Annotated in this window: 23 protein-coding genes; 16 read left to right on the top strand and 7 right to left on the bottom strand. The window is 57.9% G+C overall.

Annotated elements, in window-relative coordinates:
* The first annotated feature begins 43 nt into the window (after positions 1–43).
* Complete coding sequence (locus EV102420_RS15115) at positions 44–1,252, top strand: MFS transporter (protein WP_042393245.1); 1,209 nt, start codon at positions 44–46, stop codon at positions 1,250–1,252.
* A gap of 37 nt (positions 1,253–1,289) precedes the next feature.
* Here the strand turns inward: EV102420_RS15115 and EV102420_RS15110 are convergent, their stop codons facing one another.
* Together EV102420_RS15110 and EV102420_RS15105 are read right to left on the bottom strand one after the other, a co-directional pair.
* A complete protein-coding gene (locus EV102420_RS15110; protein WP_042393243.1) occupies positions 1,290–1,847 on the bottom strand; it encodes a DcrB family lipoprotein in 558 nt (185 codons plus the stop codon).
* 72 nt (positions 1,848–1,919) lie between these two features.
* On the bottom strand, positions 1,920–2,585 hold the full coding sequence (locus EV102420_RS15105; RefSeq protein WP_042393241.1) for a 7-cyano-7-deazaguanine/7-aminomethyl-7-deazaguanine transporter: 666 nt from the start codon (positions 2,583–2,585) through the stop codon (positions 1,920–1,922).
* Positions 2,586–2,752: 167 nt separating this feature from the next.
* Between EV102420_RS15105 and tusA the strand changes: the two genes are divergently transcribed.
* From tusA to EV102420_RS15085, 4 genes are all read left to right on the top strand, one after another.
* Entirely contained in the window at positions 2,753–2,998 is a 246-nt protein-coding gene (gene tusA, locus EV102420_RS15100) for a sulfurtransferase TusA (RefSeq protein WP_042393234.1), read from the top strand.
* A 173-nt stretch (positions 2,999–3,171) separates the two neighbouring features.
* Positions 3,172–4,143: a TRAP transporter substrate-binding protein gene (locus EV102420_RS15095; protein ID WP_042393232.1), complete on the top strand. Its 972-nt coding sequence runs from the start codon at positions 3,172–3,174 to the stop codon at positions 4,141–4,143.
* A gap of 25 nt (positions 4,144–4,168) precedes the next feature.
* The gene (locus EV102420_RS15090) at positions 4,169–4,678 is read left to right on the top strand and encodes a TRAP transporter small permease (RefSeq protein ID WP_042393230.1); all 510 of its coding nucleotides are present in this window, start codon (positions 4,169–4,171) and stop codon (positions 4,676–4,678) included.
* Between the two features lie 10 nt (positions 4,679–4,688).
* The gene (locus EV102420_RS15085; protein ID WP_042393228.1) at positions 4,689–5,975 is read left to right on the top strand and encodes a TRAP transporter large permease; all 1,287 of its coding nucleotides are present in this window, start codon (positions 4,689–4,691) and stop codon (positions 5,973–5,975) included.
* A 123-nt stretch (positions 5,976–6,098) separates the two neighbouring features.
* Here the strand turns inward: EV102420_RS15085 and zntA are convergent, their stop codons facing one another.
* The 4 genes from zntA to rsmD all read right to left on the bottom strand — a co-directional run bounded on the left by zntA (position 6,099) and on the right by rsmD (position 9,975).
* Positions 6,099–8,285 carry a Zn(II)/Cd(II)/Pb(II) translocating P-type ATPase ZntA gene (gene zntA, locus EV102420_RS15080; RefSeq protein ID WP_042393227.1) on the bottom strand — a complete coding sequence of 729 codons (2,187 nt, stop codon included), beginning with the start codon at positions 8,283–8,285 and terminating at the stop codon, positions 6,099–6,101.
* Between the two features lie 73 nt (positions 8,286–8,358).
* A complete protein-coding gene (locus tag EV102420_RS15075) occupies positions 8,359–8,985 on the bottom strand; it encodes a lysoplasmalogenase (protein WP_042393226.1) in 627 nt (208 codons plus the stop codon).
* Positions 8,986–9,088: 103 nt separating this feature from the next.
* The gene (locus tag EV102420_RS15070; protein ID WP_042393225.1) at positions 9,089–9,370 is read right to left on the bottom strand and encodes a DUF1145 family protein; all 282 of its coding nucleotides are present in this window, start codon (positions 9,368–9,370) and stop codon (positions 9,089–9,091) included.
* Positions 9,364–9,975 (bottom strand): 16S rRNA (guanine(966)-N(2))-methyltransferase, encoded by a 612-nt coding sequence (gene rsmD / locus EV102420_RS15065; protein WP_042393224.1) that lies wholly within the window; start codon positions 9,973–9,975, stop codon positions 9,364–9,366. Before rsmD ends, EV102420_RS15070 begins: the two co-directional genes overlap by 7 nt.
* 203 nt (positions 9,976–10,178) lie before the next feature.
* Between rsmD and ftsY the strand changes: the two genes are divergently transcribed.
* From ftsY to EV102420_RS15025, 8 genes are all read left to right on the top strand, one after another.
* Positions 10,179–11,693: a signal recognition particle-docking protein FtsY gene (gene ftsY / locus EV102420_RS15060; RefSeq protein ID WP_042393222.1), complete on the top strand. Its 1,515-nt coding sequence runs from the start codon at positions 10,179–10,181 to the stop codon at positions 11,691–11,693.
* A 2-nt stretch (positions 11,694–11,695) separates the two neighbouring features.
* Positions 11,696–12,364 carry a cell division ATP-binding protein FtsE gene (gene ftsE, locus EV102420_RS15055; RefSeq protein WP_042393218.1) on the top strand — a complete coding sequence of 223 codons (669 nt, stop codon included), beginning with the start codon at positions 11,696–11,698 and terminating at the stop codon, positions 12,362–12,364.
* A complete protein-coding gene (gene ftsX, locus EV102420_RS15050; protein ID WP_042393289.1) occupies positions 12,357–13,412 on the top strand; it encodes a permease-like cell division protein FtsX in 1,056 nt (351 codons plus the stop codon). Before ftsE ends, ftsX begins: the two co-directional genes overlap by 8 nt.
* Before the next feature lie 277 nt (positions 13,413–13,689).
* Positions 13,690–14,544, top strand: a complete 855-nt coding sequence (rpoH, locus tag EV102420_RS15045) for an RNA polymerase sigma factor RpoH (RefSeq protein ID WP_042393216.1) — start codon at positions 13,690–13,692, stop codon at positions 14,542–14,544.
* A 137-nt stretch (positions 14,545–14,681) separates the two neighbouring features.
* The gene (locus EV102420_RS15040) at positions 14,682–15,947 is read left to right on the top strand and encodes a 4-aminobutyrate--2-oxoglutarate transaminase (protein ID WP_042393214.1); all 1,266 of its coding nucleotides are present in this window, start codon (positions 14,682–14,684) and stop codon (positions 15,945–15,947) included.
* A 197-nt stretch (positions 15,948–16,144) separates the two neighbouring features.
* Positions 16,145–17,245: a branched chain amino acid ABC transporter substrate-binding protein LivJ gene (gene livJ, locus EV102420_RS15035; protein WP_144817998.1), complete on the top strand. Its 1,101-nt coding sequence runs from the start codon at positions 16,145–16,147 to the stop codon at positions 17,243–17,245.
* A 338-nt stretch (positions 17,246–17,583) separates the two neighbouring features.
* A complete protein-coding gene (locus EV102420_RS15030; RefSeq protein ID WP_042393211.1) occupies positions 17,584–17,853 on the top strand; it encodes a type II toxin-antitoxin system TacA family antitoxin in 270 nt (89 codons plus the stop codon).
* Between the two features lie 3 nt (positions 17,854–17,856).
* Complete coding sequence (locus EV102420_RS15025) at positions 17,857–18,375, top strand: GNAT family N-acetyltransferase (protein WP_042393209.1); 519 nt, start codon at positions 17,857–17,859, stop codon at positions 18,373–18,375.
* A gap of 33 nt (positions 18,376–18,408) precedes the next feature.
* Here the strand turns inward: EV102420_RS15025 and panM are convergent, their stop codons facing one another.
* On the bottom strand, positions 18,409–18,804 hold the full coding sequence (gene panM / locus EV102420_RS15020; RefSeq protein ID WP_042393205.1) for an aspartate 1-decarboxylase autocleavage activator PanM: 396 nt from the start codon (positions 18,802–18,804) through the stop codon (positions 18,409–18,411).
* A gap of 486 nt (positions 18,805–19,290) precedes the next feature.
* Here panM and livH point away from each other — a divergent pair, with 486 nt between their 5' ends.
* Genes livH through livG form a run of 3 tightly spaced genes read left to right on the top strand, consistent with a single transcriptional unit; the run spans position 19,291 to position 22,255 of the window.
* Positions 19,291–20,217, top strand: a complete 927-nt coding sequence (gene livH, locus EV102420_RS15015) for a high-affinity branched-chain amino acid ABC transporter permease LivH (protein ID WP_042393203.1) — start codon at positions 19,291–19,293, stop codon at positions 20,215–20,217.
* Entirely contained in the window at positions 20,214–21,491 is a 1,278-nt protein-coding gene (locus EV102420_RS15010; protein WP_042393201.1) for a high-affinity branched-chain amino acid ABC transporter permease LivM, read from the top strand. The genes livH and EV102420_RS15010 overlap by 4 nt, the downstream gene beginning before the upstream one ends.
* A complete protein-coding gene (gene livG, locus EV102420_RS15005) occupies positions 21,488–22,255 on the top strand; it encodes a high-affinity branched-chain amino acid ABC transporter ATP-binding protein LivG (RefSeq protein ID WP_042393199.1) in 768 nt (255 codons plus the stop codon). Before EV102420_RS15010 ends, livG begins: the two co-directional genes overlap by 4 nt.
* Positions 22,256–22,266 lie beyond the last annotated feature (11 nt).

Genomic DNA, 22,266 nt, shown 5'->3' with positions numbered 1-22,266 from the left:
TGAAATACTCCTGTAAAGAACCGTTGTAAAACTGGTGAGCTTGATGCCTGAACCCGTCGCCGACCCGGCGCTAAGCGGAGTGCGCCTCAACCTGCGCATTATCTCCGTTGTGATATTTAACTTCGCAAGCTACTTCATTATTGGTCTGCCGCTGGCCGTACTGCCGGGCTATGTTCACGACGTCATGGGCTTTAGCGCCTTCTGGGCGGGGCTGGTGATCAGCCTGCAATATTTCGCCACGCTCCTGAGCCGCCCCCATGCCGGGCGCTATGCCGACAGCCTGGGACCAAAAAAGATCGTGCTTTTTGGCCTGTGTGGCTGCTTTCTGAGCGGCGTCGGCTACCTGCTGGCGAGTATGGGCAGCGGCTGGCCCGTCGTCAGCCTGGCACTGCTCTGCGTCGGCAGGGTGATCCTCGGCGTGGGTCAGAGCTTCGCCGGCACTGGCTCCACGCTCTGGGGCGTCGGTACGGTGGGATCGCTGCACATCGGCAAGGTTATCTCCTGGAACGGCATCGCCTCCTATGGCGCGATGGCGCTCGGTGCGCCCCTGGGCGTGCTCTGCTTTCACTACGTCGGCCTGACCGGACTGTCTCTCACCATCATGGCCGTGGCGCTGGTGGCGTTTCTCTTTGCCCTGACCCGTCCGGCGGTGAAGGTAACCAAAGGCAAGCCGCTGCCGTTTCGCGACGTGCTGGGGCGCATCTGGCTCTACGGCATGGCGCTGGCGCTGGGCTCTGCCGGGTTCGGCGTTATCGCCACCTTTATTACCCTTTTCTACGATGCGAAAGGCTGGGACGGTGCGGCCTTTGCCCTAACGCTCTTTAGCTGTGCATTTATCGGCGCGCGGCTCTTTTTCCCTAACAGCATCAGCCGTTTGGGTGGCCTCAACGTGGCGCTGATCTGCTTTGCGGTGGAGACGCTGGGATTAATGCTCACCGGCCTTGCCTCTGCGCCCTGGATGGCGAAAGTCGGCGTGCTGCTGGCAGGCGCGGGGTTCTCGCTGGTCTTCCCGGCGCTGGGCGTCGTGGCGGTTAAAGCGGTGCCGCAGCAGAACCAGGGAGCGGCGCTGGCAACCTATACGGTGTTTATGGATCTGGCCCTGGGCATCACCGGGCCGGCGGCCGGGCTGCTGATGGCATGGACTGGCGTCTCGTCAATCTATATTGCGGCGGCAGGGCTGGTCGCGGTAGCGTTGCTGCTGGCGTGGCAGTTAAAAAAACGGCCTCCGTTGGAGACCGTTTCAGAATCGTAGGCCCGGCAAGCAACGCGCCGCCGGGCGTTATACACAATTAGTTAATCACGATGGTATTGATAATATTCTCTGCTGCGCTCTGCGCCTGCTGCTGGTTTTCCGCCGGCAGCGTCACCTGAATGGTCAGCAGCTTGCTATCAACCTTGCCCAGCACCACGGAGGACCAGGCGGTCTGGCCTTTCGCGGAGATGATGCTGTCCAACTGCTGCAGCGTGTGACCTTTCACCTCGATGGATTTATTGGTCACCACCTGCAGCTGCGGATCGCGGCTGCGCTGCTGGTCTTCCAGACGTTTCGCCAGCACCGGCAGCTCTTCATTGGTGGTATCGCCAACGATCACAATCACCGCTTTCTGGCCGGTGGCGTCGGAGTAGACGTGCATGTTGTTCGCCTGGGTACCCAGCTTGCCGCTCTGATCGCTCATGTCGGCAGGCAGGGAGAAGGTCACCTTGCCGTCGAGCAGGCTTACCGGCTGGCCGGTCGCGTTACTCTCCGGCGCGGCACCCTGTGCAGGCGTTTTTGTGTCGTTGTTATCACAGGCCGCCAGCCCTAATACCAGCAGGCCAATCCCGACGTACTTAACCAGATTGCGCATTGACTTCTTCCTTTCGATAAACGGCCAAAACGGCTCATAGGCCCATCTTATCACAAGTTAAGAGGCGTACCTTTAACTGGCCTGCAACGCCGAAATTTCAGATTTATCCGCCAGTCTTTTCAGGCACATATTCAGCAATACGCCATACATCGGCAGGAAGAACAGAATGCTGATAAGCACCTTAAAGCTGTAGTCCACCAGCGCGATTTCGGTCCAGTGCTGGGCCATAAACGCGTCCGGGCTACGCCAGAAGGCGATAAAGAAGAAGGCGATAGTATCGCTGGCGTTACCGAACACCGTAGAGACAGTCGGGGCGAGCCACCAGCGGCGATTCTGTCGCAGGCGGTTAAAGACGCGCACGTCGAGGATCTGCCCCAGGGTGTACGCCATAAAGCTCGCGGCGGCGATACGGGCAACGAACAGGTTAAAGTGGGTCAGCGCGCCAAAGCCTTGCCAGCTGCCCATATAAAACAGCGACGAGACGATATAGGAGATTATCAGCGCCGGGATCATGACGGCAAAGATGATCCGCCGGGCGAGCGGTGCGCCAAAAATACGCACGGTCAGGTCGGTGGCGAGGAAAATAAAGGGAAAGCTAAACGCGCCCCAGGTGGTATGGAAACCAAACACCGAGATCGGCAGCTGTACCAGGTAGTTGCTGGAGGTGATCACCAGCAGATGAAAAAGCGATAGCCAGAACAGCGCTTTCATGCGCTGAGATTGCGAGAACTGCGTCATATTGTGACCTTTTTATGAGTTGGGGTGAGGGAACCCAATTTGAACCGCCGCATCATACTGCTTTAGACCCACTTTGCAATGGTTAATATCCACGCAATCGTTAACCTGGTTTGCTTTGCGAAAATCGCGGCGTAAACTACAGCGGTTTTTGATTAGATGAGCTAAAAATGACCGATCTCTTTACTACACCAGACCATACGCTTGACGCCCAGGGGCTGCGCTGCCCGGAACCCGTGATGATGGTACGCAAAACCGTACGCACCATGCAGGCTGGGGAGACATTGCTGATTATCGCCGACGATCCTGCTACCACGCGCGATATTCCCGGCTTTTGCCGCTTTATGGAGCACGAACTGGTCGCTCAACAGGTAGACGCGTTGCCGTATCGTTACCTGTTACGTAAAGGGCAGTAATACCGTTAATTAACATCATTTGGACTACCGTTGTCACATAATTGAACCACCGTTTCACAATCTTGTTACTTTTGTGAACCGCTTCACCTCTGCTTCTCCGGGCGTAGTGTAGTTTTTAAGCGTAAAAATAAAACGCTGTTTGCCGCTTACCTCACTACCCTGGAGTTGACTCAATGAAAACGACCTTGAAGCCGTTGTTAGCCGCTCTGTGCCTGACTGCTTTTGCCTCCTCTGTTGCCGCTCAAACCATCAAAGCTGCCGATGTTCATCCGCAGGGTTATCCCAACGTGGTGGCCGTAGAGCAGATGGGCGAAAAATTGAAACAGCAAACCGACGGCAAGCTGGAGATTAAAGTCTTCCCCGGCGGCGTGCTTGGGGATGAAAAGCAGATGATCGAGCAGGCGCAGATGGGCGCTATCGACATCATCCGCGTCTCCATGGCACCGGTGGCGGCGATCCTGCCGGACATCGAAGTCTTTACGCTGCCCTACGTCTTCCGCGATGAAGACCACATGCACAAAATTATCGACGGTGATATCGGCAAGCAGATCGGCGACAAGCTCACCGCCAACCCGAAATCCCGACTGGTATTCCTCGGCTGGATGGACTCCGGCACCCGCAACCTGATCACCAAGGATCCGATCGTCAAACCGGAAGATCTGAAAGGCAAGAAGATCCGCGTGCAGGGTAGCCCGGTAGCGTTAGCTACGCTGAAAGATATGGGGGCCAACTCGGTGGCGATGGGCGTGAGCGAGGTTTACAGCGGCATGCAAACCGGCGTGATTGACGGAGCAGAGAACAACCCGCCAACCTTCGTCGCCCATAACTATATGCCGGTGGCGAAAAACTACACCCTCAGCGGCCACTTCATCACCCCAGAGATGCTGCTCTACTCCAAAGTGAAGTGGGACAAGCTCAGCGCTGACGATCAGAAAAAAATCCTTACCCTGGCCCGCGAAGCGCAGTTTGAACAGCGCAAGCTGTGGAATGCCTATAACCAGCAGGCGCTCGACAAGATGAAGGCGGGCGGCGTCCAGTTCCACGACATCGACAAATCGGTCTTTATCAAAGCCACAGAGCCGGTGCGCGCCCAGTATGGCGATAAGCATCAGGATCTGATGAAAGCCATCGCCGACGTTAAGTAAATCAGACCCGTTTTGTGGAGGACGTATGTCCGAACTCTACCTGAAGTGGATGGACCGTCTCTACCTGCTTGCGATGGCCGTGGCGGGCCTGTCGCTGCTGGTGATGACCATCGTGATCCCCATTGGCATCTTCTCGCGCTACGTGCTGAACCGCGGCGAGTCCTGGCCGGAGCCGATCGCCATTATCTGCATGGTGACCTTTACCTTTATCGGTGCGGCGGTGAGCTACCGCGCCGGGTCACACATCGCGGTGAACATGCTTACCGACCGGCTGCCTGCCGCGCTGCAAACCCTGTGCGCTCGGGTGGTGGATCTGCTGATGCTGGGGATCTCCCTGATCATCTTCTGGTACAGCTACTGGCTCTGCGTTGAGCTATGGGAGCAGCCCGTCGCTGAGTTTCCCATCCTGACCTCCGGGGAGAGCTATCTTCCGCTGCCGCTGGGGTCGGCCATTCTGATCCTGTTCGTGCTCGAACGCCTGCTGTTTGGCTCGCAGGAAAACCGACCGGTCGTACTGATCGGCAACCATACTTAAGGGGTGAAAGATGGATGCGTTTGTTTTGTTGTTCACCCTCGCCATCTTGCTGGCGTTGGGTATGCCGGTGGCGTTCGCCGTTGGGCTAAGTGCGGTAGCGGGCGCGCTGTGGATCGATCTGCCTCTTGAGGCGCTGATGATCCAGATCACCAGCGGGGTGAACAAGTTTACCCTGCTGGCGATCCCGTTCTTTATCCTGGCGGGCGCGATCATGGCGGAAGGGGGTATCGCCCGGCGTCTGGTTAACTTTGCCTACGTCTTTGTCGGCTTTATTCGCGGCGGCCTGTCGCTGGTGAATATCGTCGCCTCGACCTTTTTCGGTGCGATTTCCGGCTCGTCGGTAGCGGACACGGCCTCTATCGGCAGCGTGATGATCCCGGAGATGGAAAAGAAGGGCTACCCGCGTGAGTACGCGGCGGCGGTGACCGCCAGCGGCTCGGTGCAGGCCATCCTCATTCCGCCCAGCCACAACTCGGTGATCTACTCTCTGGCGGCGGGGGGCACGGTCTCTATCGCTACCCTGTTTATCGCTGGCGTACTGCCGGGGCTGCTGCTTGGCGTAAGCCTGATGGTGCTCTGCCTTGGCTTTGCCCGCAAGCGTGGCTATCCGAAGGGGGAGCGGATCCCGTTTAAGCAGGCGCTGAAGATCCTGCTTGATGCCCTGTGGGGGCTGATGACGGTGGTGATCATTCTCGGCGGCATCCTGTCAGGGATCTTTACCGCCACCGAGTCGGCGGCGGTCGCCTGCCTGTGGGCGTTCTTCGTGACCATGTTTATCTACCGCGACTACAAGTGGAACGAGCTGCCGAAGCTGATGTGCCGCACGGTAAAGACCGTCACTATTGTGATGATCCTGATTGGTTTTGCGGCAGCGTTTGGTGCGGTCATGACCTACATGCAGCTGCCGATGCGCATCACCGAGTTCTTCACGTCACTGTCGGATAACAAGTACGTCATTCTGATGTACCTCAATATCATGCTGCTGCTGATTGGCACTCTTATGGACATGGCGCCAATCATTCTGATCCTGACCCCGGTGCTGCTGCCGGTGACCAACTCATTGGGGATCGATCCGGTACACTTCGGGATGATCATGATGGTTAATCTCGGGATCGGGCTGATCACGCCGCCGGTAGGCTCGGTGCTGTTTGTCGCCAGCGCGGTGAGCAAGCAGAAGATCGAGACCGTGGTACGCGCCATGCTGCCGTTCTACGCCATGCTGCTGGTGGTGCTGGCAATGGTGACCTATATCCCGGCCATTTCGCTGTGGCTACCGGGGGTGTTGGGGATGCAGTAATAGTTAATAGGGTTCGTGTCGTTGTAGGCCCGGCAAGCATAGCGCCGCCGGGCGTTAAATCGACTCCGTTACGCCGGGTGGCGGCTAACGCCTGACCCGGCCTACGGTTCGTGCCCTATAGTTTTATCTTCTACGTAATAGTCGTAATGCGTTCGCCGTCACCAGCACCGTTGCGCCGGTGTCGGCGAGTACCGCCAGCCAGAGTCCGGTGATCCCCAGCAGCGTGGTCACCAGGAACACCGCCTTCAACCCCAGCGCAATGGCAATGTTCTGTCGAATGTTAGCGTGCGTTGCCCGCGCCAGGGTAATCATCTCCGCCAGCCCGCTTAGCCTGCTGTGGGTCAGCGCCGCGTCGGCGGTCTCCAACGCCACGTCGGTGCCGCTGCCCATCGCGATACCGATAGTGGCGGCCTTCATTGCCGGGGCATCGTTAATGCCGTCGCCGACCATTGCCAGCGGCGCGTGAGCATTTAGCGCGGTGACCGCCGCCACTTTATCCGCTGGCAGCAGCCCGGCTTTGAACTCAAGCCCCAGCTCATCAGCAACCGCCGCCGCCGCGCGTGGGTTATCGCCCGTCAGGATCGTCCCCTGCACGCCTAGCCGATGCAGGTCAGCCACTGCCTGCATGGCATCATCCCGCAGGGTGTCCCGCAGCGCCAGCACGCCTTGTAACTCGCCATCTTCAGCAACGATCACCACCGTCTGCCCGGCCGCTTCCAGCGCGTGAATGCGCTCGCTAAATTCGCCAGCAGCAAACTTATCCGCCGCGCAGATCAGCACCTTCTTGCCCTCGACGTCGGCCTCTATACCCGATCCCACTAGCGCACGCTGCGCCGTGGCGGGTGGGATGACCAGCCCGCGAGCCTGGGCTTCACGCACAATGGCCTGAGCCAGCGGGTGGGTCGAACCTTGCTCAACCGCAGCGGCCAGCGTAAGCAGTTTCTCCTCGCTGCTGTGATGAGGATACATTCCTGTGACCTGCGGCTTACCCAGCGTCAGGGTGCCTGTTTTATCGAAGGCGATATGCCGCACGCGCCCGAGCTGCTCCAGCGCTGCGCCGCCTTTAATCAGCGCGCCCCGGCGTGCCGCTGCCGCCAGCCCAGAGGTGATCGCCGCTGGCGTGGAGATCACCAGCGCACACGGACAGCCGATCAGCAGCAGCGCCAATCCTTTGTAGATCCAGCCCTCCCACGGGGCGCTGAAGAGCAGCGGAGGCACAACGGCAACCAGCAGAGCGACGAGCATAATGATGGGGGTATAGATCCGGCTGAAGCGGTCGATAAAACGCTCGACGGGAGCGCGGCGCTCCTCGGCCTCCTCGATCAGCCTGAGGATGCGGTCAATAGCGCTGTCGCCCGGCTCGGACAGCACGCTGAGCTGAACCAGACGATCCACGCTGGTGGCCCCGGCTGGCACCTTCTCCCCGGCGGCGCGCGCCACGGGGATGGATTCGCCAGTGAGGGCGCTTTCATCAAAACTGGCTTCAGCGCTAAGCAGTGCGCCATCGGCAGGCAGGCGGCCTCCGGCGGCGACCTCAATCACATCACCGGGACGCAGCGTGGCTATCGCTACCGTTTTACGCTCGCCGTTGACGACTAAAGTCGCCGTCTCTGGCTTAAGCGCCACCAGCGCGCTGACGCCCTTACGCGCCCGGCTGGCAGCCCAGCCCTCAAGACGTTCACCGACTAAAAATAGCAGCAGCACCATTGCTGCCTCTGCCGTTGCGCCGATAAACAGCGCCCCGATGGCCGCCACGCTCATCAGCGTCTCAATAGCAAACCAGCTGCCGCTTCTCATCAGGCGCAGCGCCTGGCGGGCGATAGGGTAGAGGCCGATGAGGGTGGTCGCGATAAAGGCCAGATTACCGAGTGGGTGGTTGACCTGCTCCAGTGCCCAGCTCAGCGTCATCATGACGATCAGCGTGATGAGGGCCAGGTTTTCCTGCAGGAAGGACGTTTTCTCAACCGGGGCTGATTCGCTGCGCAGGGCGTAACCGGCGTTTTTGACCGCGGCCTCGACCTGAGCACTAACGTTACCCGAGGCGTTAACCAGCAGCTTCTCGGTGGCGAAAAGCACCTGAACCTGTTCAACGCCGGCAACCTGCCTGACCGCGTTTTCCACTTTACGCGCGCAGGCGGCGCAGTCCATGCCGTTAACCACCCAAGTGTACCGGTTACCGCTTTCCGGCAGGGGAGCGGCACGCTGCGTTTCGCACGTTTCCGCACAGCAGCACGCCTCCTGGACCGGCGTAGAGGCAGGCTTAAACGCCGTAAACTGCGGCGCTTTTTTGGACTTTTCAGGAACAGACATAACGTCCTCCGGTCAATGATAATTTTCTCATTAACCGGAGGATACACTCTGGAGTCGACTCCAGAGTCAAGCGTTAAATGTAGAGGGAGCGAACAATCAGGAAGTGACCAGCAAAATAGCAGGCGCTAACAATGGCGCTGTCTGCCTTGAAGCGACGGCGGTAGTGGCTGCCCAGCCAGACAATATTGCTCAACAGCAGCAGGACGGCACCGACAAACGCCGACAGCGCCGGGCTGGTCGGGCGGAAGAACCACAGCTCGCCAGCCAGCCAGACCATTACCAGCGTCATGGCGATAAAGGTGCAGATGGGCCAGCGTAGCTCCTCAAGTCGCGTCCAGATGGTGGCGATCAGCAGCACCCCGATCACCAGCAGCGCCAGCGGCAGCGGCCAGAAGAAGCTGAGCGTCATCTGGCTGGCGAAGTAGATGGTATAGAGCAGATGCGCGAGGAAGAACGCCCCGATAGCGTAGAGCAGCTGCTGGCGCGGCAGCAGGGTTAGCGCATCGCCCACCAGGGTCGCACAGAGACCGGCCAGCACCAGATAGCTGACGGCATTGAACATCGGTGCCTGCCAGGCCAGCAGTAACAGCAGCAGCAGCGTAACGGGTTTAAAGACCCAGCGTTGCCAGGCGGGCCCGCGATAGGACGCGTCCACGTAGAGCCAGGCGGAAAAACATACGGCGATAAACGACCAAAGCATCTTAATTCCTTGAATTCGTTATTGTCTCGTGGGCGTTATGCCCACACCCTTGCTATTCAGTGTAGTGGCCCTGGCGGGGAGATGACAACGCGGGCCCGTCCGATTACTTCTTCTGCTGAAGATTCTGCTTAAGCCTTTTCTGCCACACCAGCAGCTCAAAGACGCCGAACAGGAAGATGCGCCACTGCTCGGCGGCGGTCATCTGCGGGCCATCTTTTGGCAGGGCGGTTTTCATCATCACCATCTGTAAGGCATGCATAAAGGCGGTGAAAACCAGCGCCACGTTAACGAAGATATTCAGCGGACGCGGGAAGGGGTGAACCAGATTAAGGATCAGAAATGCCCAGACGCACAGCATCATAATTCGGCCCAGATTAATCAGCATGTTACGCTCCCTGTACTTATCGATGATAAAGGTACTTGTCGGTGATAGAGGCGGTAGGCCACCTGACCAGCTATCTTTTCACGGTGCAGATCCCAATGTGTCGGCACGGGCGGCAGCCCGCTTTCCACTTCGCTCTCTACATAGATTAGCGCGTCATCCGCCAGCCAGCCGTTATTTTCCAACAGCCGCAGCGTCTCGTCGAGCAGGCCCTTACGAAACGGCGGATCGACAAAGACGATATCATGCGGGGTCCCGCTCTGATTCAGAAACGTCAGCGTATTGTCGTTCACGACCTTGCCCTGGGTGGCGTTCAGCGTCGCCAGGTTCTGTTGCAGCTGGCGGGCGACGCCGCGCTCCATCTCGATCAGCGTCGTAGAGGCCGCGTAGCGCGACAGCGCCTCCAGGCCCAGCGCGCCGCTACCGGCGAAGCAGTCGAGGCAGCGGGCGTCTACCATTGAGGGAGCCAGCCAGTTAAACAGGGTCTCTCTGACGCGATCCGTCGTTGGACGCAGGCCGGGGCTGTCCGGCACCGGCAGTTTGCGGCCGCGCCACTGGCCGCCAATGATGCGTATCTGGCCGCTGGCGGCTCGGTTGGGTTTTTTCATAATGCTGGCTCTGGTCACAATTTTTAGGCCGCTATTTTAGCGGCGGGCGACGCTGGACGAAACCTTAATCCGCAGGCGGTGCTGTGGAATCAGGAAAGTGTTAGACTAACGAATTACTTACAAAATTTTCAGTCCCTGTTTGCGACTAGGTTTAGGACAATACGGGCTGTGCCATGAATTAACCGCGAGGAGTGTAGTCGCAAATGGCAAAAGAGAAAAAACGGGGTTTCCTCTCCTGGCTGGGCTTAGGCCCGAAAGAGGAGCCGCAGCAGGCAGAGCCTGAGCAGCAGATTGAGCAGCAACCGGAAGAGCAGATCCAGCAGCAGGCGGTTGTTGTAACAGAAATTGAAAAAGAAAAAGAGGCGGAAGCAAAAGCGGAGCATGCCCCGCATAGCGAAGCCGAATCGGAAGCCTTTGCCGCTGATGTCGTCGAAGTGACGGAGCAGGTGGTTGCCAAGGAAGAGGTTCAGGACACGGTTCAGGATAGTGTTCCAGAAACTGTTCAGGACGCGATCCACGAAGACATTCCAGAAGACGTACAGGAAGAGGTTCAGCCCGCGCCAGCCGCGCCTCAGCACGCTCAGCCGCCGGTGTACATTCCTCAGGAAGCGCTGCCGCAGACGGAAGAGGTCACCGTCGTCGAGCCGGAAGCGGAGGAGTGGCTCACGGAAGACGATGAGCGTGAACTCACCGACGAGGAGCTGGAGGCCGCTGCGCTCTCAACCCCTGCGGAGGAGGAGATCGTTCTGGAGGAGGAGCCCGTTGAGGTCGCGCCTCTGGAGCAGGAGAAGCCCACCAAAGAGGGTTTCTTTGCGCGCCTGAAACGCAGCCTGCTGAAAACGAAAGAGAATCTCGGTTCCGGATTTATCAGTCTTTTCCGCGGCAAAAAAATCGATGATGATCTGTTCGAAGAGCTGGAAGAGCAGCTGCTGGTGGCGGACGTCGGCGTTGAGACAACGCGTAAAATCATCGCCACGCTGACCGAGAGCGCCAGCCGCAAACAGCTGCAGGATGCCGAGGCGCTCTATGGCCTGCTGAAGGCGGAGATGGGCGAGATCCTCGCAAAAGTGGATGCGCCGCTTAATATTGAAGGCAAAACGCCGTTTGTTATTCTGATGGTGGGCGTCAACGGCGTCGGGAAAACCACAACCATCGGCAAGCTGGCCCGTCAGTTTGAACAGCAGGGCAAATCGGTGATGCTGGCGGCGGGGGATACCTTCCGCGCGGCGGCGGTTGAGCAGCTCCAGGTGTGGGGCCAGCGCAACAATATCCCGGTGATTGCCCAGCACACCGGTGCGGACTCGGCCTCGGTCATCTTCGACGCTATTCAGGCAGCGAAATCACGCGGCGTTGACGTGTTGATCGCCGATACCGCCGGTCGCTTGCAGAATAAAGCGCACCTGATGGAAGAGCTGAAGAAGATTGTCCGCGTAATGAAAAAGCTGGACGTCGATGCGCCGCACGAAGTGATGCTGACCATTGATGCCAGCACCGGGCAGAATGCAGTAAGCCAGACCCGCCTGTTTAACGAGGCGGTAGGCCTGACGGGGATCACGCTGACCAAGCTGGACGGTACAGCGAAGGGTGGGGTGATCTTCTCCGTCGCCGACCAGTTCGGGATCCCTATTCGGTATATCGGGACTGGCGAGCGTATAGAGGACTTGCGTCCGTTTAATGCGGGCGATTTTATAGAGGCACTTTTTGCCCGAGAGGATTAACAATGATTCGCTTTGAACACGTCAGCAAGGCCTATCTCGGTGGGAGACAAGCGCTGCAGGGGGTGACCTTTCACCTGCAGCAGGGCGAGATGGCATTTCTGACCGGCCACTCTGGCGCAGGGAAAAGTACGCTGCTCAAGCTGATCTGTGGTATTGAGCGGCCAAGCGCCGGGAAAATCTTCTTTGGGGGACATGATATTAGCCGCCTGAAGAACCGCGAAGTGCCGTTTCTGCGTCGGCAGATCGGCATGATTTTCCAGGATCACCATCTGTTGATGGACCGCACGGTTTACGACAACGTGGCTATCCCGCTGATTATTGCCGGGGCCAGCGGGGATGACATTCGCCGCCGCGTCTCTGCGGCCCTGGATAAGGTCGGGCTGCTGGACAAAGCGAAAAATTTTCCGATCCAACTCTCCGGTGGTGAGCAGCAGCGCGTGGGCATCGCCCGCGCCGTGGTCAACAAGCCGGCGGTGCTGCTGGCGGATGAACCGACCGGTAACCTTGATGAGGCGCTGTCGGAAGGTATTCTGCGCCTGTTCGAGGAGTTTAACCGCGTCGGGGTCACCGTTCTGATGGCGACGCACGACATCGGACTGATTTCCCGTCGTTCATATCGCACGCTGAGCCTGAGCGACGGCCATTTGCATGGAGGCCTGGCGGGTGAATAAACGCGACGCAGTAAATCAAATTCGTCAGTTTGGCGGCAAGTTCGATCGCTTCCGCAAACCTGGCGCAGGCGCGGGCGGCAGTCGTCCCCCGTCCGGGCGCAGCAAGACGCCGCCTAAGCCCGGCTCGCGGAAGAGTAACGTCTTCAATGAGCAGATGCGCTACGCATTTAGCGGCGCGCTGCAGGATCTCAAGAGCAAGCCGCTGGCGACCTTCCTGACGGTGATGGTGATTGCCATCTCCCTCACGCTGCCCAGCGTCTGCTATATGGTCTATAAGAACGTCAATCAGGCGGCGACCCAGTACTATCCGTCGCCGCAGATCACCGTCTACTTCGATAAGGCGCTGGATGATAACGCCGCTCAGCAGGTGGTGGGCCAGCTGCAGTCGGAGCAGGGGGTGGAGAAGGTTAACTATCTCTCCCGCGAGGACGCTCTCGGCGAGTTCCGTAACTGGTCCGGCTTTGGCGGCGCGTTGGATATGCTCGAAGAGAACCCGCTTCCTGCCGTGGCGGTCGTGGTGCCCAAGCTCGACTTCCAGAGTACCGAGTCGTTGAACACCCTGCGGGATCGGATCACGCGCATCAACGGTATTGATGAAGTGCGTATGGACGACAGCTGGTTTGCTCGCCTGACGGCGCTGACCGGGCTGGTGGGCCGGGTATCGGCGATGATCGGCGTTCTGATGGTAGCCGCCGTATTCCTGGTGATCGGTAACAGCGTGCGGCTGAGCATCTTCTCCCGCCGCGATACCATCAACGTCCAGAAGCTGATTGGGGCAACCGACGGTTTTATCCTGCGTCCGTTCCTGTATGGCGGGGCGCTGCTGGGCTTTAGCGGGGCGCTGATGTCGTTGATCCTGTCAGAGGTGCTGGTCATGCGGCTCTCCTCTGCCGTGGCCGACGTGGCGAAGGTATTTGGTACCCAGTTCAACCTCGACGGTCTGTCGTTTGACGAATGTCTGCTGCTGCTGCTGGTCTGCTCAATGATCGGCTGGCTGGCCGCCTGGCTGGCAACGGTACAACATTTACGTCACTTTACGCCTGACTAAGCGATTTTTTGATATACTCTTTTCCTGCACGTGATGTCTTGCAGGGAAAGAGTCCCTGTTATCTCTTCTCCCCTGCGTCTGTTTTTATCAACGCTGTGTCACAATTTGTGCGTAATCTATTCACACGACGGCATTGAACTTGTGGATAAAATCACTGTCTGATAAAAATGTGGATGATATTCTCGTTGCTCACAATCGCTGGCATGTTTGTTGCCTGTTCCTGAAAAGATGAAAGGGACAAACCGCCGCCAGTAAGAAGTCTATTGAGAGGATTTGAATGACCAAAGAAATGCAAACTTTAGCTTTAGCCCCTGTTGGTAACCTGGAGTCGTATATCCGGGCTGCTAACGCTTGGCCGATGTTAACGGCTGATGAAGAGCGGGCGCTGGCTGAAAAGCTGCATTACCAGGGCGATCTGGAAGCAGCTAAAACGCTGATCCTGTCTCACCTGCGCTTTGTTGTTCATATTGCTCGTAACTACTCGGGCTATGGCCTGCCGCAGGCGGACCTGATCCAGGAAGGTAACATTGGTCTGATGAAGGCCGTGCGTCGCTTTAACCCGGAAGTGGGTGTGCGTCTGGTCTCGTTCGCCGTGCACTGGATCAAAGCCGAAATTCACGAATACGTCCTGCGTAACTGGCGTATTGTGAAGGTTGCCACTACCAAGGCGCAGCGTAAGCTGTTCTTTAACCTGCGTAAATCTAAACAGCGTCTGGGCTGGTTTAACCAGGACGAAGTCGAAATGGTCGCACGCGAGCTGGGCGTCTCCAGCAAAGACGTGCGTGAGATGGAGTCGCGGATGGCCGCGCAGGACATGACCTTCGATATGTCCTCCGACGACGAGTCCGATAGCCAGCCGATGGCACCGGTGCTCTACCTGCAGGATAAATCGTCTAACTTTGCCGACGGCATTGAAGACGACAACTGGGAAGAGCAGGCGGCAAACCGCCTGACCGATGCGATGCAGGGGCTCGACGAGCGTAGCCAGGCGATTATTCGCGCCCGCTGGCTGGACGAAGACAACAAGTCCACGCTGCAGGAGCTGGCCGACCAGTACGGCGTCTCTGCCGAGCGCGTGCGTCAGCTGGAAAAGAATGCGATGAAAAAACTGCGTGCGGCTATCGAAGCCTAACTTTCGCGCAATCACTTGCTAAACCCCTGGATGAAAATCCGGGGGTTTTGTTTTTTTAGCGCCCGCTCTGGCGAATTTTTAGCCCCTGGCAAACACTTACAGATGCGCTACGCATGGATATTTCTCAGGGGGACAGGGTGAAAAATAACGAACTAAACGAACGGCGTTTACAGGCGACGCCGCGCGGCATCGGCGTCATGTGTAACTTCTTCGCCGAGAGAGCAGAGAACGCCACGCTGTGGGACGTAGAGGGCAACGAGGTGATCGACTTCGCCGCCGGGATCGCAGTGCTGAATACCGGCCATCGCCACCCAAAAGTGGTGGCGGCAGTCGAGAAGCAGCTCCACGCCTTTACCCACACGGCCTATCAGGTGGTGCCCTATGAGAGCTACATAACCCTGGCGGAGAAGATCAACGCTCGCGTGCCGGTCGAAGGGACGGCAAAAACAGCCTTCTTCTCTACCGGTGCGGAAGCGGTTGAGAACGCGATTAAAATCGCCCGCGCCTATAGCAAACGCCCCGGCGTGATCGCCTTCGGCGGCGGCTTCCATGGCCGGACCTCAATGACGATGGCCCTGACCGGTAAAGTCGCCCCCTATAAAATTGGCTTCGGCCCTTTCCCCGGTTCGATCTTTCACGCTCAGTACCCGAATGCGGTGCATGACGTCTCAACCCAGGATGCCCTGAAAAGTCTGGATCGTATCTTCAAAGCCGATATCGCCCCGGATCAGGTGGCGGCTATTCTGCTGGAGCCGGTACAGGGGGAGGGCGGCTTTGTCATTGCGCCCGCCGACTTTATGCAGGGCGTGCGTAAGATCTGCGACCAGCACGGCATCCTGCTCATCGCTGACGAGGTACAGAGCGGCTATGCCCGTACCGGCAAGCTCTTTGCGATGGAGCACTACAGCGTCAAGCCGGATCTGATCACCATGGCGAAGAGCCTTGCGGGTGGCATGCCGCTGTCGGCGGTCTCTGGTCGTGCCGAGGTGATGGATGCCCCCGCCCCGGGTGGGCTGGGGGGCACCTACGCCGGTAACCCGCTGGCGATTGCCTCTGCGCTGGCGGTGCTGGAGGTCATTGAAGAGGAGCAGCTTTGCGAGCGCTCCCGCCTGCTCGGGGAGGCGCTGGTCACGGAGCTGAACAACGCCAGGGCCAACTGCCCGTACATTGCTGACGTGCGTGCGCTGGGTTCGATGGTCGCCGTGGAGTTTTGCGATCCGCAAACCGGCGACCCGTCGCCGGCCTTTACCCAGAAGGTACTGGCCCATGCGCTGGAGGCGGGCCTGCTGCTGCTCAGCTGCGGCGTTTACGGCAACGTGATCCGCTTCCTCTATCCGCTCACCATCCCCGATGCGCAGTTCCGCCGGGCGCTCGATATCATCTCCCGCTCGCTGACGCAGTAACCTGTCCGCCCGGCGGCACCGATCTGCCGGGCATACACGATTTACATTTCAAAATATCTATTCCCAAAAGATAAAAATGGGGTATGTTTTAGCAGAGTGTGCTGAAAAGGCGCGTACGGCAGACGCATATATGAAATAAAGCGCCATAAAACAACATCACAACAAACGTTACAACCAGAACAATGGGGAATCTCAGGATGAAAATGAAGGGTAAAGCGTTACTGGCAGGATGTATTGCGCTGGCGTTCAGCACCATGGCACAGGCAGACATTAAAGTGGCCGTGGTAGGCGCGATGTCCGGTCCGGTTGCGCAGTACGGCGATCAGGAGTTTACCGGTGCGGAACAGGCCGTTGCAGACATTAATGCGAAGGGCGGTATCAAAGGCGAAAAACTGCAAATTGTAAAATACGATGATGCCTGCGACCCGAAACAGGCCGTTGCGGTAGCGAACAAAGTGATTAACGACGGCATTAAATATGTTATCGGCCACCTTTGCTCCTCCTCCACCCAACCGGCTTCTGATATCTACGAAGACGAAGGCATTCTGATGATCACGCCAGCGGCGACAGCGCCGGAGCTGACCGCGCGTGGTTACAAGCTGGTATTACGCACCACCGGTCTTGACTCCGATCAGGGTCCGACCGCGGCGAAATACATTCTGGAAAAGGTGAAACCGCAGCGTATCGCCATTGTTCATGACAAGCAGCAGTACGGTGAAGGCCTGGCCCGCGCCGTGCAGGATAACCTGAAGAAAGGTAACGCGAACGTGGTCTTCTTTGACGGTATCACCGCCGGTGAGAAAGACTTCTCCACGCTGGTGGCGCGCCTGAAGAAAGAGAATATCGATTTCGTTTACTACGGCGGTTATCACCCGGAGATGGGCCAGATCCTGCGCCAGGCCCGCGCTGCTGGCCTGAAAACCCAGTTCATGGGCCCGGAAGGGGTCGCGAACGTATCGCTCTCTAACATCGCTGGCGAATCTGCGGAAGGCATGCTGGTCACCAAGCCGAAGAACTACGATCAGGTTCCAGCGAACAAACCGATTGTAGATGCGATCAAGGCGAAGAAACAGGATCCGAGCGGCGCGTTCGTGTGGACTACCTACGCCGCGCTGCAGTCGCTGCAGGCGGGCCTGAACCAGTCTGCCGATCCGGCTGAAATCGCCACCTGGCTGAAAGCTAACTCCGTAGAGACCGTAATGGGTCCGTTGACATGGGATGAGAAGGGCGACCTGAAAGGCTTTGAGTTCGGCGTGTTTACCTGGCATGCCAACGGCACCGCAACCGACGCTAAATAATTTTCCCGTCGCCTTTCGCGCCGCAGGTGTGTTGGCTGCGTTCCTCAACCCCGGTCACTTACTCATGTAAGCTCCCGGGGATTTCCGAACTTGCCGCCTTCCTGCAACACGAAATGCTGGGGAAAATGGGATATGCAAATGCGCCGGGCGGCGGCTAACACCTTGCCCGGCCCACGGCACTCAGACCATGTAGGCCCGGTAAGCGCTAGCGCCACCGGGCTTTTTTATTGCCTTCGCACACGCCAGGCGTTGAAGTTTTATACTGGCAGGCATAAAATGAATGTACGGTAAATATCCGTACATTTACGCTATCAGGCTTGATAGCTGGAGAAGGCATCATGACGGCACTAAAAAAGCAGCGTATCGATCTGCGCTTAACTGACGATGACAAAAGCATTATTGAGGAGGCTGCCGCCCTGACCAATCAGTCAGTCACGCAGTTTATGCTTACTAGCGCATCGGAAAGAGCCGCAGAAGTTATTGAGCAGCATCGCCGGGTTGTTCTGAACGACGAGTCCTGGATCCGCGTCATGGAAGCGCTCAGTAACCCACCCTCACCGAATGAAAAACTTCAGCGCGCGGCGAAACGTCTTCAAGACATGGAGTGAACCGTGGAAAACCTGACGATAGAGATCCTCGCAGAGGATGCGGAGTATGACTGGCAGCAGTTCGACTGCGGGGAAACAGCCCTGAATCTCTTTCTAATCGAGCATCTCAGACGGCAGCATGCCGGAAAAATTCTGCGCGCCTATATCCTGCGAACGACAACGCCGGAACGGCGGGTGCTAGGCTACTACACCCTGTCAGGAAGCTGCTTTGAACGCGTTGCCCTGCCGTCAAAGTCACAGCAGAAGAAAATCCCTTATAAAAATATTCCCAGCGTCACCTTAGGCCGCCTGGCCGTCGATCGCTCTCTGCAAGGAAAAGGGTGGGGCGCGGTATTGGTTTCCCATGCGATGAAAGTTGTCTATTCCGCCTCGCAGGCCGTGGGCATCCATGGGCTGTTTGTTGAAGCTATGAACGAGAAAGCGCATGCGTTTTATCTCTCGCTGGGATTTATTCCGTTGGTAGGAGAAAACGCGCACGCGCTTTTTTACCCGACAAAATCTATCGAGCAGCTTTATTCATAAAAATTAATGTCCGGTAAGCGCCACCGGGCTTTTTTATGGCTGCTGCACCCACTTCTCCCAGCCGTTCTGCCGTGGGCTAAAGCCCAGCGTTTGGGTAAAGGCGGCCATGATGCTGCGGTCTTCAACGCCGACGTCCGCTATCCACCACCGAGTCACCTGCGGATTACGCGCCATCGCCTCTTCAATCAGATACTGCCCCACGCCACGACGGCGCGTCACGTCCCGTACGCGCAGAGAATCCAGTGCCCCCTCGCTGCCGCTGAGGGTCACACGCACCGCGGCCAGCAGTCGCTCATTAAAGCGAGCGGCGTAGATCTGGTGCGTATCGTCAACGTTTAACGACGATGCAGAGTACTCCGGCCAAATTTTAGCTAAATCAATGCGATCCTGGTCGCTAAACGTGTCTAAACGGATGATGGTCAGTTTCATTCACTGCGGGTCCAAATCTCAAAAGATGGCAGCAGTGTACTCAATTTCCTTAGCCAGACGCTTTCACTTTTTCGTTGTCTGGATCAGCTGAATACTTTTAACGCAGCCGCTGAAGCAGTTTTAAACATCAGGGATCGAAAAACAGGCAGTTTTTTCCGCTAATCAGTAGTGATTTATTCCGCTCTTTGTCCCATTATTTTATGCTGGAACCCACGCTTTTTTTTGTTTATCTCTGTGTTAATACAGAATATTATCTCTGCTTAATAGCCTGAAAAATAGAGTATTTAATCAGGTTTAACGGTAAAAACTGCGCTAAACCATTAAGCGTGCTGGTAAAAATAGCGTTGTTTAATAAAAGTACAGAATGCTTTTTAACCATAGGGATGTGTGTTCGGTGTCTTTGCATGGCATGCCGATGGTTCGTCTTCGGTAGCTCAGTAAATCTCAATCGCCCGGTGAATCAGGCGAGTTTAGAAAGGTTAGGTTATGTCCGAGCAGTTCCTCTACTTCCTGCAGCAGATGTTTAATGGCGTGACGCTGGGAAGCACCTATGCACTTATCGCCATCGGCTACACCATGGTTTACGGCATTATCGGCATGATCAACTTCGCCCACGGCGAGGTCTACATGATCGGTAGCTATGTCTCCTTTATGATCATCGCCGCCCTGATGATGATGGGCATCGACAGCAGCTGGCTGCTGGTGGCCGCCGGATTCGTTGGCGCGATTGTGATCGCCAGCGCCTACGGCTGGAGTATCGAACGGGTGGCCTATCGCCCAGTGCGTAACTCCAAGCGCCTGATCGCGCTGATCTCCGCCATCGGGATGTCCATCTTCCTGCAAAACTACGTCAGCCTGACCGAAGGATCGCGTGACGTGGCGCTGCCGAGCCTGTTCAACGGCCAGTGGACTATCGGCAGCAGCGAGAACTTCGCCGCCTCGATCACCACCATGCAGCTGGTGATCTGGATCGTCACCTTCGTTGCCATGCTGGCGCTGACCCTGTTCATCCGCTACTCCCGCATGGGCCGCGCCTGCCGCGCCTGCGCGGAAGATTTGAAGATGGCCAGCCTGCTGGGGATTAACACCGACCGCGTTATCGCGCTTACCTTTGTGATTGGTGCGGCGATGGCCGCCGTGGCGGGCGTGCTGCTCGGCCAGTTCTACGGCGTGATCAACCCCTACATCGGCTTTATGGCCGGGATGAAAGCCTTTACTGCCGCAGTATTGGGTGGGATCGGCAGTATTCCTGGCGCGATGATTGGCGGCCTGATCCTCGGCGTAGCCGAATCGCTCTCCTCCGCGTACCTGAGTACCGAGTATAAAGATGTGGTGTCGTTTGCTCTGCTGATCCTGGTGCTGTTGGTGATGCCAACCGGTATCCTGGGCCGCCCGGAGGTTGAAAAAGTATGAAACCGATGCATTTTGCGATGGCGCTGCTCTCCGCTGCGCTCTTCTTTGTGCTGGCGGGCGTCTTTATGGGCGTCCAGCTCAGCCTCGACGGCACCAAGCTGGTGGTCGGCAGCGCGGCGGATATCCGCTGGCAGTGGGTCTTTATCGGCACCGCCGTGGTCTTTCTGTTCCAGCTTCTGCGCCCAATGATGCAAAAAGGGCTGAAGAACGTCTCCGGGCCGAAGTTTGTCCTGCCCGCCATTGACGGTTCGACGGTTAAGCAGAAGCTGTTCCTCGTTGCCCTGTTGGTTGCCGCCGTGGCGTGGCCGTTTGTGGTCTCACGCGGCACGGTGGATATCGCCACCCTGACCATGATCTACATTATCCTCGGCCTCGGGCTGAACGTGGTGGTAGGCCTCTCTGGTCTGCTGGTGCTGGGCTACGGTGGCTTCTACGCCATTGGGGCCTATACCTTTGCCCTGCTGAACCACTATTACGGTCTCGGCTTCTGGACCTGCCTGCCGCTGGCGGGGCTGGTGTCCGCCGCGGCGGGCTTCCTGCTGGGCTTCCCGGTGCTGCGCCTGCGCGGCGACTATCTGGCGATCGTGACCCTCGGCTTCGGTGAGATCGTGCGTATTCTGCTGCTCAACAACACCGAAGTGACCGGGGGCCCGAACGGTATCAGCCAGATCCCGAAACCGACGCTGTTTGGTCTTGAGTTTAGCCGTACCGCCCGTGAAGGTGGCTGGGATACCTTCAGCAACTTCTTCGGCGTGAAGTACGATCCCAGCGACCGGGTGGTGTTCCTCTATCTGGTGGCACTGCTGCTGGTGGTCTTTACCCTGTTCGTGATCAACCGCCTGCTGCGCATGCCGCTGGGCCGCGCGTGGGAAGCGCTGCGTGAGGATGAGATCGCCTGCCGCTCGCTGGGCCTCAATCCGACCCGTATCAAGCTGACCGCCTTTACCATCAGCGCCGGGTTTGCTGGCTTTGCTGGCACGCTGTTTGCCGCCCGTCAGGGCTTCGTCAGCCCGGAATCCTTTACCTTTGCCGAGTCTGCCTTCGTGCTGGCGATTGTGGTGCTGGGTGGGATGGGCTCGCAGTTTGCGGTTATCCTCGCGGCGATCCTGCTGGTGGTCTCCCGTGAGCTGATGCGTGATTTCAATGAGTACAGCATGTTAATGCTGGGTGGTCTGATGGTACTGATGATGATTTGGCGTCCTGAAGGCTTGCTGCCGATGACCCGTCCGCAGTTGAAACTGAAAAGCGGGCAAGTAAAAGGAGAGCAGGCATGAGTGAGCCATTACTGTCCGTTAACGGTCTGATGATGCGCTTCGGCGGGCTGCTGGCGGTGAACAACGTCTCGCTGGATCTGCATCCGCAGGAGATTGTCTCCCTGATTGGGCCGAACGGCGCGGGTAAAACCACGGTCTTCAACTGCCTGACCGGCTTCTATAAGCCCACCGGCGGCACCATCATGCTGCGCGACCAGCACCTGGAAGGGCTGCCGGGTCAGCAGATTGCCCGCATGGGCGTGGTGCGTACCTTCCAGCACGTGCGTCTGTTCCGTGAGATGACGGTGATTGAGAACCTGCTGGTAGCCCAGCATCAGCAGCTCAAAACCGGCCTCTTCGCCGGCCTGCTGAAAACCCCCGCCTTCCGCCGCGCCCAGAGCGAGGCCCTGGATCGCGCAGCCACCTGGCTGGATCGTATCGGTCTGCTGGCGCACGCTAACCGCCAGGCCAGCAACCTGGCCTACGGCGACCAGCGCCGTCTGGAGATCGCCCGCTGCATGGTGACCCAGCCGGAGATCCTGATGCTGGATGAGCCAGCGGCCGGGCTGAACCCGAAAGAGACCAAAGAGCTGGATGAGCTGATCGTTGAGCTGCGTAACCATCACAACACCACCATCCTGCTGATTGAGCACGATATGAAGCTGGTGATGGGGATCTCCGACCGTATCTACGTGGTAAACCAGGGCACGCCGCTGGCAAACGGCACGCCGGAGCAGATTCGTAACAACCCGGACGTGATCCGCGCCTATTTAGGTGAAGCATAATGGTGGTGACG

The organism is Pseudescherichia vulneris NBRC 102420, from assembly GCF_000759795.1.
In the GTDB taxonomy this organism is placed as follows: Bacteria; Pseudomonadota; Gammaproteobacteria; order Enterobacterales; family Enterobacteriaceae; genus Pseudescherichia; species Pseudescherichia vulneris.
This window is presented reverse-complemented; position numbering and strand designations above follow the sequence as displayed.